The 12236-nt window shown below is 58.0% G+C and carries 13 protein-coding genes; 6 read left to right on the top strand and 7 right to left on the bottom strand.

Features of this window, described 5'->3' with window-relative positions; genetic code table 11:
* Nucleotides 1-227: 227 nt before the first annotated feature.
* Together NDJ82_RS15100 and grxD are read left to right on the top strand one after the other, a co-directional pair.
* Nucleotides 228-2336, top strand: a complete 2109-nt coding sequence (locus NDJ82_RS15100) for a molybdopterin oxidoreductase family protein (protein WP_250925774.1) — start codon at nucleotides 228-230, stop codon at nucleotides 2334-2336.
* A 77-nt stretch (nucleotides 2337-2413) separates the two neighbouring features.
* Entirely contained in the window at nucleotides 2414-2740 is a 327-nt protein-coding gene (grxD, locus tag NDJ82_RS15095; protein WP_099583488.1) for a Grx4 family monothiol glutaredoxin, read from the top strand.
* A 67-nt stretch (nucleotides 2741-2807) separates the two neighbouring features.
* Here grxD and bfr read toward each other — a convergent pair whose 3' ends face one another.
* Together bfr and NDJ82_RS15085 are read right to left on the bottom strand one after the other, a co-directional pair.
* Entirely contained in the window at nucleotides 2808-3278 is a 471-nt protein-coding gene (bfr, locus tag NDJ82_RS15090) for a bacterioferritin (RefSeq protein WP_017526353.1), read from the bottom strand.
* Between the two features lie 201 nt (nucleotides 3279-3479).
* Nucleotides 3480-3698 carry a bacterioferritin-associated ferredoxin gene (locus tag NDJ82_RS15085; RefSeq protein WP_010564137.1) on the bottom strand — a complete coding sequence of 73 codons (219 nt, stop codon included), beginning with the start codon at nucleotides 3696-3698 and terminating at the stop codon, nucleotides 3480-3482.
* A 244-nt stretch (nucleotides 3699-3942) separates the two neighbouring features.
* Between NDJ82_RS15085 and NDJ82_RS15080 the strand changes: the two genes are divergently transcribed.
* Nucleotides 3943-4545 carry a peroxiredoxin gene (locus NDJ82_RS15080; protein WP_003172097.1) on the top strand — a complete coding sequence of 201 codons (603 nt, stop codon included), beginning with the start codon at nucleotides 3943-3945 and terminating at the stop codon, nucleotides 4543-4545.
* Between the two features lie 141 nt (nucleotides 4546-4686).
* Here NDJ82_RS15080 and rnt read toward each other — a convergent pair whose 3' ends face one another.
* Both rnt and pyrC read right to left on the bottom strand, forming a co-directional pair.
* Nucleotides 4687-5358 carry a ribonuclease T gene (gene rnt, locus NDJ82_RS15075; RefSeq protein ID WP_032891788.1) on the bottom strand — a complete coding sequence of 224 codons (672 nt, stop codon included), beginning with the start codon at nucleotides 5356-5358 and terminating at the stop codon, nucleotides 4687-4689.
* Entirely contained in the window at nucleotides 5355-6401 is a 1047-nt protein-coding gene (gene pyrC, locus NDJ82_RS15070) for a dihydroorotase (RefSeq protein ID WP_099583487.1), read from the bottom strand. Before pyrC ends, rnt begins: the two co-directional genes overlap by 4 nt.
* A gap of 156 nt (nucleotides 6402-6557) precedes the next feature.
* On the opposite strand from pyrC, the gene NDJ82_RS15065 reads away from it, so the two are divergent.
* From NDJ82_RS15065 to NDJ82_RS15055, 3 genes are all read left to right on the top strand, one after another.
* Nucleotides 6558-7466, top strand: a complete 909-nt coding sequence (locus NDJ82_RS15065) for a flagellar protein MotY (RefSeq protein ID WP_158878457.1) — start codon at nucleotides 6558-6560, stop codon at nucleotides 7464-7466.
* A 129-nt stretch (nucleotides 7467-7595) separates the two neighbouring features.
* Nucleotides 7596-8813: an argininosuccinate synthase gene (locus NDJ82_RS15060; RefSeq protein ID WP_049709749.1), complete on the top strand. Its 1218-nt coding sequence runs from the start codon at nucleotides 7596-7598 to the stop codon at nucleotides 8811-8813.
* 620 nt (nucleotides 8814-9433) lie between these two features.
* A complete protein-coding gene (locus NDJ82_RS15055; RefSeq protein ID WP_099583485.1) occupies nucleotides 9434-10066 on the top strand; it encodes a response regulator transcription factor in 633 nt (210 codons plus the stop codon).
* Between the two features lie 81 nt (nucleotides 10067-10147).
* On the opposite strand, the gene NDJ82_RS15050 is transcribed toward NDJ82_RS15055, so the two are convergent.
* The 3 genes from NDJ82_RS15050 to rsxB all read right to left on the bottom strand — a co-directional run bounded on the left by NDJ82_RS15050 (nucleotide 10148) and on the right by rsxB (nucleotide 12183).
* Complete coding sequence (locus NDJ82_RS15050; RefSeq protein WP_099583484.1) at nucleotides 10148-10330, bottom strand: PA3496 family putative envelope integrity protein; 183 nt, start codon at nucleotides 10328-10330, stop codon at nucleotides 10148-10150.
* A gap of 107 nt (nucleotides 10331-10437) precedes the next feature.
* The gene (nth, locus tag NDJ82_RS15045; protein WP_099583483.1) at nucleotides 10438-11076 is read right to left on the bottom strand and encodes an endonuclease III; all 639 of its coding nucleotides are present in this window, start codon (nucleotides 11074-11076) and stop codon (nucleotides 10438-10440) included.
* 144 nt (nucleotides 11077-11220) lie between these two features.
* Nucleotides 11221-12183, bottom strand: coding sequence for an electron transport complex subunit RsxB (gene rsxB / locus NDJ82_RS15040; protein ID WP_250925773.1), 963 nt, complete (start codon nucleotides 12181-12183; stop codon nucleotides 11221-11223).
* Nucleotides 12184-12236: the final 53 nt, after the last annotated feature.

Below are 12236 nucleotides of genomic sequence, written 5' to 3'. Positions count from 1 at the left end.
CAGCAGCGGGCCATTTGTACACTGGCGTCGCAACCTTTTGCAATGCGCGGGGGCGGGCTTGGATCAGGCTGAGTCGGTTTCGGAGGCTGTGGGCGGGGTTTCGTAACATTTGCTCATGTTTGGTCATGGCTTGGCCTGATGGCCGGCGATTCACGGGACGAACGATGCTGGCGCCCGTCATGGTCGCGGCTCATAGTCAGATCAAAGCCCCTATAAAGAGACTGGCCATGACCAAGACTCTCCACCACCGTGCTTGCCATCTGTGTGAAGCCATTTGTGGCCTGACCCTGGAAACCACCCAAGCCGAAGACGGTAGCCTGGCGATCACCTCGATCAAGGGCGACGCGCTGGACACGTTCAGTCGGGGTCACATCTGCCCCAAGGCGGTGGCGTTGCAGGATATTCAGAATGACCCGGACCGCCTCCACCAGCCCATGTTGCGGGTGGGCAGCGAATGGCAGCCGATCCCGTGGGACGAGGCCTTTGCGCTTGTAGCCGAGCGGCTGGCCGGCATCCAGGCCCGCCACGGGCAGAATGCGGTGGCGGTGTATCAGGGCAACCCCAGCGTGCACAACTATGGGCTGATGACCCACAGCAACTACTTCCTCGGCTTGCTCAAGACGCGCAATCGGTTTTCGGCGACCTCGGTGGATCAGTTGCCCCATCACCTCACCAGCCACCTGATGTACGGCCATGGCCTGCTGCTGCCGATCCCGGACATCGACCATACCGACTTTATGTTGATCCTGGGCGGCAACCCGCTGGCGTCCAACGGCAGCATCATGACGGTGCCGGATGTGGAGAAGCGCCTCAAGGCCATTCAGGCCAGGGGCGGCAAAGTCGTGGTGGTTGACCCTCGGCGCAGTGAGACGGCGGCCATGGCTGACCAGCACCTGTTCGTACGGCCGGGCGGCGATGCGGCGCTGTTGTTTGGCGTGCTCAACACCTTGTTTACTGAGGGCCTGACACGCACCAGCCATTTACCGGTGGAAGGTCTTGAGGACGTACGCCGTTCGATCGCTGGGTTTACTGCCGAGGCCATGAGCCGCCAGTGTGCGGTGCCCGCCGAGCAGATCCGCCAATTGGCGCGGGACTTTGCCGCCGCGGACAAGGCCGTGTGTTACGGACGCATGGGCGTGTCGACCCAGGCGTTTGGCACGCTGTGCCATTGGTTGGTGCAATTGATCAACCTGGTCACCGGCAATCTGGACCGGGTCGGCGGCGCTTTGTGCACCTCACCTGCGGTGGACCTGGTGGCGTCGACCGGTGGCGGGCATTTCAACCGCTGGCAGAGCCGGGTTTCCGGGCGTCCGGAGTACGGTGGCGAGTTGCCGGTGTCGGCGCTGGCTGAAGAAATGCTTACCGAAGGCGAAGGACAGATCCGCGCACTCATCACCGTGGCGGGCAATCCGGTGCTGTCGACGCCCAATGGTCGCCAGTTGGAGCAGGCGCTGGACGGGTTGGAGTTCATGGTCAGCGTCGACCTCTATATCAACGAAACGACGCGCTATGCCGATCTGATCCTGCCGTCCACCTCCGCGCTGGAAAACGATCACTACGACACCACCTTCAACATGTTTGCGGTGCGTAACGTCACCCGTTTCAACCGCGCGATCCTGCCCAAGCCTGCTGGGGCGTTGCATGACTGGGAAATTTTCGTCGGCCTGGCCACGGCCTTTGCGGCGCAGACGGGGGCGGTGCTTAAACCGACGATGCCGCCGGCCAAGATGATCGACTTTGGACTACGTGCCGGGGCGTACGGTGATGGGTCCAGTCATAAGCTGTCGGTGGCGATGCTGGCCGATCATCCCCATGGTGTGGATTTGGGGCCTTTGCAGCCCAATCTCGCTGCGCGACTGAAAACTGCAGATGGCACGGTGCAGGCTGCGCCAGCGGTGATTCTTGCTGACCTGGCGCGCTTCGCAGCGCAGCCGCTGCCTGGGCCTGGCGAACTGCTGCTGATCGGCCGTCGGCATGTGCGCAGCAATAATTCCTGGATGCATAACTATCATCGCCTGGTGAAGGGCAAGCCCCGGCATCAATTGTTGATGCATCCCGATGATCTGGTCAGCCGGCAACTGAGTGACGGTCAGCGGGTGCGCGTGAGTTCGCGCATCGGCATGATCGAGGTGCAAGTGCTGGCCAGCCTAGAGATGATGCCCGGTGTCGTCAGCCTGCCCCATGGCTGGGGCCATGGCCGACCAGGCGTGCAGATGAGCATTGCCAGTGCGCAACCGGGGGCGAGTGCGAATGATTTGACCGACGAACGGCAGTTGGATGAGTTATCGGGCAACGCTGCGCTCAATGGGGTTCCGGTCCAGGTAGCAGCCGCCTGAGCACCCGGCTGGAATTTTGCGTTACAATGCGCCACCGTGCCGACCTGTGAGTCGCAAAGTTCCAGCCGAGGTGTTCCATGGATATCATCGAAACGATCAAAGAGCAGATTGCCAACAACACCATTCTGCTTTACATGAAGGGCGCTCCGAACGCTCCTCAGTGCGGTTTCTCCGCGAAGGCGTCCCAGGCTGTGATGGCGTGCGGCGAGAAGTTCGCTTATGTGGATATCCTGCAAAACCCTGAAATCCGCGCCAACCTGCCAAAGTACGCCAACTGGCCGACCTTCCCGCAACTGTGGGTAGCCGGTGAGCTGGTTGGCGGTAGCGATATCATCACTGAAATGGCAGCTGATGGTTCGTTGCAGGCGCTGATCAAAGACGCAGCGGCAAAGACCGACGCCTGATTCGCCTGCAATAAAAAGCCCCGCTTCTCGTGAGAGAGCGGGGCTTTTTTACGCCTGCGAGAGCGGGTTATTCACCCATCTGCGATTGCAGGTAATTTTCCAGGGTGACCTTGTCGATCAGGCCCAGCTGGGTTTCCAGCCAGTCGATGTGTTCTTCCTGGTCTTCCAGGATATCTTCCAGCAGCTCGCGGCTGCCGAAGTCGCCCTGGGCTTCGCAGTGAGCGATGGCGGCCTTGAGGTCGCTGTGGCTCTTGCGTTCAAAACCAAGGTCGCTGCCGATCATTTCCTGGGTGTGCTCGCCGATGTTCAGCTTACCCAGGTCCTGCACGTTCGGCAGGCCTTCGAGGAACAGGATGCGCTTGATCAGCGCGTCTGCGTCCTTCATCGCCTTGATGGATTCTTTGTATTCGCGCTTGCCGAGCTTTTCCAGGCCCCAGTCGTCATACATGCGCGCATGCAGGAAGTACTGATTGATCGCGACCAGTTCATTGGCAAGGATTTTGTTGAGTTGCTGGATGACTGAGATGTCGCCTTTCATGACTGGGGTCCTGCCCTGTAATAGCTGTATATAGGGCGGAGTTTGAGCGGCGAAAACCCTAGTGTCAAACCTAAGTTATTGAATAATAAATGAAAATTAATCGGAATAAGAATGTTTGTGTTCCGCGTCTTGACGCTAACTAATTGAATTACAGGCATAAAAAAACCGGACACTAAGTCCGGTTCTTTAAAACACGCTGTTTTAAGCGTGTGTAAATTCTGCTGAGTACGGGAGCGCGGCCTGGGCTGTCTGCAGCTGCGTCAGGGTTTCCCGAACCACTTGCTTGGCGAGGCAAGCACATTTGCCACATTGGCTGGCAACGCCGGTGGTTTCACGCACTTCCTTGTAGCTGCAGCAACCTTCATAGATTGCTTCGCGGATTTGTCCGTCGGTGACGCCAGTACACAGGCACACATACATAAGGGAGAACCGTCGCGGGTTAAGGCTTAAGTGCGATGGATCTTAATGTTAACGAGAATGATTGTCAAAGTAGATTCTGTCTTTCTCTGGTCAGAATGATTACCCGCTGACGAACGGTTTTTTCCCGAGCCGTGTATGATGGTCGGTCTTCACGAAGCGTGATCCCGTCACAGCGTTGTCGTTTACCCACGACACACTGGAAGGGATCCTTTTACTTCAAGTCACCCCCATCAGGAGATACCCAATGAGCGTACTCGTCGGCAAACAAGCCCCGGATTTCGACGTACCAGCCGTCCTCGGCAATGGCGAAATCGTAGACAGCTTCAAGCTGTCTGAAGCCATCAAAGGCAAATACGGCCTGGTGTTCTTCTACCCGTTGGACTTCACCTTCGTCTGCCCTTCGGAGCTGATCGCGCTGGACCACCGCATGGACGATTTCAAGGCGCGTAACGTTGAAGTGGTTGCTGTTTCCATCGACTCCCATTTCACCCACAACGCCTGGCGCAACACCGCCATCAACGATGGCGGCATCGGCAAAGTCAAATACACCATGGCTGCTGACATGAAGCACGACATCGCCAAGGCCTACGACGTTGAGTCTGAAGGCGGCGTTGCCTTCCGTGGCGCGTTCCTGATCGACGACAAGGGCGTTGTTCGCTCGCAGATCATCAACGACCTGCCGCTGGGCCGTAACATGGAAGAGCTGATCCGCCTGGTTGACGCGCTGCAATTCCACGAAGAGCACGGCGAAGTTTGCCCTGCCAACTGGAAGAAAGGCGACAAAGGCATGAACGCTTCGCCAGAAGGCGTTGCGGCTTACCTGACCGAGAACGCTGGCAAGCTGTAAGCCAGATTCGCGGTGAAAAAAAACCGGCCTGTGAGGGCCGGTTTTTTTTATGTGCGGGTTTTGACCTTTAGTTGTGGTGAGCGAGCAAGCTCGCTCACCACGACAAGCTCGCCTAGCCATGAAAGCCCGTTCGAGTCAGCCTCAGTCGCCGAAGTCTTCCCAACCGCCCATTTGTTTCCAGCGGTTGACGATGCCGCAGAACAGATCAGCGGTCTTCTCGGTGTCGTAGCGCGCCGAGTGGGCTTCGCGACCATCGAAGTCGATACCGGCGGCCTGGCACGCCTTGGCCAGTACGGTCTGGCCATAAGCCAGGCCAGCCAGGGTGGCGGTGTCGAAGCTGGAGAACGGATGAAACGGGTTGCGCTTCATGTCCAGGCGGGCCACGGCAGCATTCAGGAAGCCCAGGTCGAAGCTGCTGTTATGCCCCACCAGGATCGCACGCTTGCAGCCATTGGCCTTCAACGCCTTGCGAACGCCACGGAAAATGTCGGTCAGTGCCGCTTCTTCGCTGACGGCCATGCGCAAGGGGTGATCCAGCTTGATCCCGGTGAACTCCAGGGCTGCCGCTTCGATGTTGGCACCTTCAAACGGCTCGACGCGGAAGAAATGGGTGTGTTCTGGATAAACGAAGCCCTGTTCATCCATGCCGATGGTCGTCGCGGCAATTTCCAGCAGCGCATCGGTGGCGCAATTGAAGCCGCCGGTTTCTACGTCGATAACGACAGGCAGGTAGCCGCGGAAACGTTCGGCCATCGGGTGGCGTGAACCACCGCCACCGTGTTCCTGGTCGTCATCGTAATGGTCTTCACTCACTTGCTTTCCTCCAGCAGGCGCCAGCGCAGTGTTTCACCGGCGCGCAGCGGGATAACGGTCAGCTCGCCAAATGGCAGGCTGGCAGGGGCGGTCCAGTCTTCCCGGACCAGGGTGATGCGGTCGGTATTCGCCGGCAGGCCATAGAAACGTGGGCCGTTGAGGCTGGCGAAACCTTCGAGTTTATCCAGAGCATTGCGTTGTTCGAACGCTTCGGCGTACAGCTCGATGGCGGCATACGCGGTGTAGCAACCGGCACAGCCACACGCGGCTTCCTTGGCGTGCTGGGCGTGGGGCGCCGAGTCAGTGCCAAGGAAGAACTTCGGGTTCCCGCTGGTCGCGGCATCCAGCAGCGCCACCTGGTGGGTATTGCGCTTGAGGATCGGCAGGCAATAGAAGTGCGGCCGAATCCCGCCCACCAGCATATGGTTGCGGTTATAGAGCAGGTGATGCGCGGTGATGGTTGCGCCGACGTTGGCCGAGGCCTCGGTGACGAACTGCACGGCATCGGCCGTGGTGATGTGCTCGAACACCACCTTGAGGGTCGGGAACAACTCGACCACGCGGCGCATGTGCTCGTCGATGAAGACCTTCTCGCGATCGAACACGTCCACGTCGCCACGGGTGACTTCACCGTGGATCAGCAGCGGCATGCCGACTTCGGCCATGGCTTCGATGGCGGGCAGGATCTTGTCGATGCTGGTCACGCCGGAATCGGAGTTGGTGGTCGCGCCAGCCGGGTACAGCTTGGCGGCGTGTACATAACCGCTGGCCTTGGCCTCGCGAATTTCTTCGGGCTGGGTGCGGTCGGTGAGGTAGAGCACCATCAATGGTTCGAAGCGGCTGCCGGCCGGTCGTGCAGCGAGGATACGCTGGCGATAGGCATCGGCTTCAGCGGCGTTACGCACCGGTGGTACCAGGTTAGGCATGATGATGGCGCGGCCAAACGTGCGCGCTACATCGGCCACGGTTTGGGGCAACGCAGCACCATCGCGAAGATGAATATGCCAGTCGTCGGGACGCAGCAGGGTCAGGCGGTCGGACATTGGGGATTCCAGGCGGGTCAATCTGGTGGGAATGCTACCGGAAAAGACTCTTGCAGGCACTCGCTATCAAGTTTTGCAGGATGCATCCGATAGCCTTTCGTATGCCTTATCGATGTATGACGCTTTGAAGTGTTGTAGAAACCAGTGGAGCCTCCCGTGCGCCAGCATTATCTAGCCCTGCTCAGTGTGTTCGCCAGCCTGCCTGCAATGGCCCTCACGTTCCAGACACGTCTGGAGAATATTGAGTGGAAGGTGGAGGGTGACAAGTTCGAGTGCCGCCTGACCCAACCGATCACCGATTTCGGTTCGGGTGAGTTCGTGCGCCGGGCCGGTGAGCAGGCGACATTCCGCCTGAAAGCCTATAACGGCTCGCTGGGCTCAGGATCCGCCACCTTGTTGGCCGCTGCGGCGCCGTGGCAGCCTGGTCGTGGCGATATCAATCTCGGCGCCGTGCGCGCAGGCAGTGGCGATGTGCTGTTCAACAGCTCCCAGGCCCAGGCCGGGCGCCTGTTCAATGGCTTGCTCGATGGCCGTTCACCCACCGTGCGTCACTACGGGCGCGAGGGCGGCTATTCAGAGATTCGCCTGCTGCCGGTGAAATTCAACAAGGCCTACAGTGACTATCAGCTGTGCACGGCCAAGTTGCTGCCGATGAATTACGATCAGGTCAAGCAGACCGAAGTCGGTTTTCCCGGCGGTGGTATCGAGCTGGACGCGGCGGCCAAGCAGAAGCTGGCGGTGATTCTCGAATTCCTGAAAGCGGACCCTACCGTCAACCACATCGAATTGAACGGTCACTCGGACAACAGCGGCAATCGCCTGAGCAATCGCGATGTATCACGGCGTCGTGCACTGGCGGTGATGGACTACTTCAAGGCCAATGGCATCCAGGAATCCCAGATCACCCTGCGCTTTCATGGCGAAAGCTATCCTTTGGCACCGAATACAAATGCCGCCAACCGGGCGCGCAACCGCCGGGTGAATATTCAGCTTGAGCGGGTGGCTGCCCCCGAGAAACCGGCTCCCCAGGCCGCTGTGCCGAGCAACCCCGCGCACACTTCTTAAGGGGCGGGCGTCGGTCGCGCCCTCGACATAATCTGTCGCTTTATCTTCATTTGCTGTCGCGCCCCTGTAATTTCACGGTTTTGGTCGGTAGAATCGACGCCTTTCCGTACAACCCCGTGGAGTGATGGCATGGCCGACGTAAACAAGGTCGTTCTCGCGTATTCCGGCGGCCTGGACACTTCGGTGATCCTCAAGTGGCTGCAGGATACTTATAACTGTGAAGTGGTGACCTTCACCGCTGACCTGGGTCAGGGCGAAGAGGTCGAACCTGCACGTGCCAAGGCGCAAGCCATGGGCGTGAAAGAGATCTACATTGACGACCTGCGCGAAGAATTCGTCCGCGATTTCGTCTTCCCGATGTTTCGCGCCAACACCGTCTACGAAGGCGAGTACCTGCTGGGTACCTCCATCGCACGCCCGCTGATCGCCAAGCGCCTGATCGAAATCGCCAACGAAACCGGCGCCGACGCCATTTCCCATGGCGCCACCGGCAAGGGCAACGACCAGGTGCGTTTCGAACTGGGTGCCTACGCACTCAAGCCTGGCGTGAAAGTGATTGCTCCTTGGCGTGAATGGGATTTGCTCTCCCGTGAAAAGCTGATGGATTACGCTGAAAAGCACGCAATCCCGATCGAGCGTCATGGCAAGAAGAAATCCCCGTACTCGATGGACGCCAACCTGCTGCACATCTCCTATGAAGGCGGCGTGCTGGAAGACACCTGGACCGAGCACGAAGAAGACATGTGGAAGTGGACCGTCTCCCCGGAGAACGCTCCAGACAAGGCGCAATACCTGGAACTGACCTACCGCAACGGCGACATCGTCGCACTGGACGGCGTCGAAATGACTCCGGCCACCGTGCTTGCGACCCTGAACCGTATCGGTGGCGAACACGGCATTGGCCGTCTCGACATCGTCGAGAACCGCTACGTGGGCATGAAGTCCCGTGGCTGCTACGAGACTCCAGGTGGCACCATCATGCTGCGCGCTCACCGCGCCATCGAGTCCATCACCCTGGACCGCGAAGTGGCTCACCTCAAAGACGAGTTGATGCCCAAGTACGCCAGCCTGATCTACACCGGCTACTGGTGGAGCCCAGAGCGTCTGATGCTGCAACAGATGATCGACGCCTCCCAGGCCCACGTGAATGGCGTTGTGCGCCTGAAGCTGTACAAGGGCAATGTGATCGTTACCGGTCGCAAGTCCGATGACTCGCTGTTCGACGCCAACATCGCCACCTTCGAAGAAGATGGCGGCGCCTATAACCAGGCGGATGCAGCAGGCTTTATCAAGTTGAACGCATTGCGCATGCGCATCGCTGCCAACAAAGGCCGCTCGTTGTTCTGAGGGTTTCGCCGGTTGTGAAGAGTGGCCCCTTGTTTTCAAGGGGCCATTTTTTTTGCCCAGGATTTTAAATAAGTCGGTGTTGTTCAAGGTTGTTTAAACCCAGTGTTCAAACTTTTCGGAAACTCGACTCTTGATTGCCGTGCGTTATCTGCGTTTTTTGTAGGGAGGAATGAATTTTTTACATATGTGTAGGAACCAGTCTTACAGATAATTCACTCATGTAGTTACGGGAGTATGTAAAAGACACATGGGTCTGTAGGAAATAAGGATGTAAATAAATATGTTAAATGGAGCTGAAACTGTTGATTTTTTTACCCCTGCCCGCGCCTCTGCAGTCGATGTGCAAGAGGCATTTGCTGATAGCGGTGTGCAGCATGGTTACTTGGTGTCGGGGTTCCTAGGGAGATTTCACTCAAAATATGAAAAATGCCGGAAAGGTCTGAAAGGCTCTATAAAACTGGAAACATCCAAGTCTGCGTTTTTTTGTAGGGCATTTCCTTTATCGCTGTGGGGTGGGTCTCTGCTTGCTCTTGCCTGGGGGGGAGCGCTATGCCAACTAGCAAACGACTAGGCTATTGTGCTTGCTCTAAATAATTCGAACAGCGAAATTGGACTTTCTCATGAATAAAGTGCTGATCGTGGATGATCATCCCGTCATTCGTCTTGCTGTGCGTATGCTAATGGAACGCCATGGTTATGAGGTCGTTGCCGAGACCGATAACGGTGTCGATGCGTTGCAACTTGCACGGGAGCATATGCCGGACATTGTCATACTGGATATTGGGATTCCCAAACTCGATGGCCTGGAAGTTATTTGCCGGCTGTCATCTACCAAGCAAGCAATACCGTTCAAGGTGCTGGTGCTCACCTCGCAGGCCCCTGGTCATTTTTCCATGCGTTGCATGCAGGCCGGTGCTGCCGGCTATGTGTGCAAGCAACAGGACCTGACCGAGCTGCTGAGTGCGATCAAGGCAGTGTTGTCGGGCTACAGCTACTTTCCGAACCAGGCACTCAACTCGGTACGCTCTACCATGGGCAATGCCAGCGAGGCCGATATGGTCGAGCGTTTGTCGGGTCGCGAAATGATGGTGTTGCAGCAATTGGCCCGGGGTAGAACCAACAAGGAGATCGCCGACGGAATGTTCCTCAGCAACAAGACGGTCAGCACCTATAAGACTCGCCTGCTGCTCAAGCTCAATGCTCGTTCCCTCGTGGACCTGATCGAGCTCGCCCAGCGTAATGGCTTGGTATAGAGGGGGGCAGCCTGCACATAGTCCGGGACCGTCGGCATAAAAAAGCCTCCGTCAGGGAGGCTTCCGGCCGTCTAGCGCTCCTCAGAGATCGAAGTCGTAGTCGGACAGTTGTTTTTGCAAGCGTCGTTCTTCCAGAAGATTGTCGATAGTACGGCGTTTGCTCAGATTGGTCTTGGCCACCTCGGCCACAGGGGCTTGCGCGTCATCGTCATCCGACTCAACGAGGTCGTCTTCCACATCCAACTGTTCTTTGTCAGTGCTCATAACGTTAACTCCGGAGTAAGACTGCCGTTGGCGCTCCTTATAACGATAATCCATGGACGGGTAAAAAAGATTTTTTCAATCGATTGATCGAGAAAACCAATGAGCTCTCAATCGTCCGATGTCTTTTCCTTGTATTCGCACAGGTCTTCAATGCGGCAGCTGCCGCAGCGTGGCTTGCGGGCCTGGCAAACGTAACGCCCGTGCAGGATCAGCCAGTGGTGGGAGTCGAGCAGGTAAGGCTTGGGCACAAATTTCATCAACTGCTTTTCCACCTCAACCACGTTCTTGCCGCGCGCAATGCCGGTTCGATTGCTGACCCGGAAAATGTGGGTGTCCACGGCCATTGTCAGTTGTCGGAATGCGGTATTGAGCACCACGTTCGCGGTTTTGCGGCCCACGCCCGGCAGGGCTTCCAAGGCTTCGCGGGTTCGTGGCACTTCGCTGCCATGCAGTTCCACCAATAGGCGGCAGGTCTCGATGACATTCTTGGCCTTGCTGTTGTACAGGCCTATGGTCTTGATGTACTCCGACAACCCGTCCACACCCAGGGCATAGATTGCCTCTGGTGTGTTTGCCACGGGATACAGCTTGGCCGTGGCCTTGTTGACGCCAACGTCCGTAGACTGGGCCGACAGTATCACCGCAATCAGCAACTCGAACGGCGAGGAGTAGGCCAGTTCGGTCTTGGGTTCCGGATTGTCTTCGTGAAACCTGCGGAAAATTTCCAGGCGTTTTGCGGCGTTCATCAGGCTTAGGATTCCTTGCAGGCGATCAGCGTAGTTTCGAATAGTGGGTCCAGGCCTGGAACCCTGCGAGCAACGACCCGAGTAGCATAAACCCGACAGGTATCAACGGGTGGCGGCAATGGCGATCAACCACCCCAGGGCGCGTCAGTCACCATGGGCATCCAGCTGGCGTTGGGCCTCATCGACCTTGCTTCTTGCGTCGGCCAATTGTTGTGCATCACCCTGTTGGTCCTGGGCTTTCTTCAGCTCTGCACGGCGCATCGCCAACTGGATCTTGGCGCGTTTGAGGGCGGCGTTGTTGTTGCTGGGAAGCGGCGTCGCGAGCGCGTTGTTCTGGTCCAAGGCGGCCAGTGCCTGTTCTGCTGCTTCGAACTGCTGTTGCAGAACGATCAACTGTGACTGCTGCTCAAATGTTGGCGGATGCCCAAATGCCTTCAGCGATTTGTGTAATTGGGCGCGGCTCATTGCAACGTTGATCTTGGCTTTCTTGATCGACGCATCCCTCGCGGCCTCGTGAGTATCCAGCTGTGTGGGAGGCTCCGGTACCACGCGTCTGGCTCGGGCCAGGCGTTCGGCGAGCTTGTGCTCTTCTTCTCGTTGCAAGCGCGCGTTACGTTGCTCGAAGCGCCGCCGTGCGCGGTTGCGCTTGATTTCACGGTCATGACGTTCTTCGTCGTTGGCCGCCAGGCCACCTACGATAGGCAGCACGGTGATCGGCGGGCGCATCTCGATGCAGTCCACCGGACATGGTGCGACGCACAGGTCGCAGCCCGTGCACTCATCGATAATCACCGTGTGCATAAACTTGGCGGCGCCAACGATGGCATCTACCGGGCAAGCCTGGATGCACTTGGTGCACCCGATGCACTCAGCCTCGCGGATATACGCAACCTGCGCTGGCGCCTCGCCACGGCTGGTGTCGAGGTCCAGCACCGGTACACGCAGCAACAGCGCAAGGCCTGCAATGGTTTCCTGCCCACCGGGCGGGCACTTATTGATGGCCTCGCCCTGCGCGATGCCCTCGGCGTAAGGCTTGCAACCCGGGTGCCCGCACTTTCCGCATTGGGTCTGCGGCAGCAGCGCTTCGATACGTTGAATCAGATTCATGGGGTGATCATTGGCAAGCCGGTTAAACAAACAGGGCCTGATTATCCGGCAAG

Source organism: Pseudomonas sp. SR18 (assembly GCF_023701505.1).
GTDB lineage: Bacteria > Pseudomonadota > Gammaproteobacteria > Pseudomonadales > Pseudomonadaceae > Aquipseudomonas > Aquipseudomonas cyclaminis.
The sequence above is the reverse complement of the archived record's forward strand: the minus strand, read 5'-3'. Positions and strand labels throughout refer to the sequence as shown.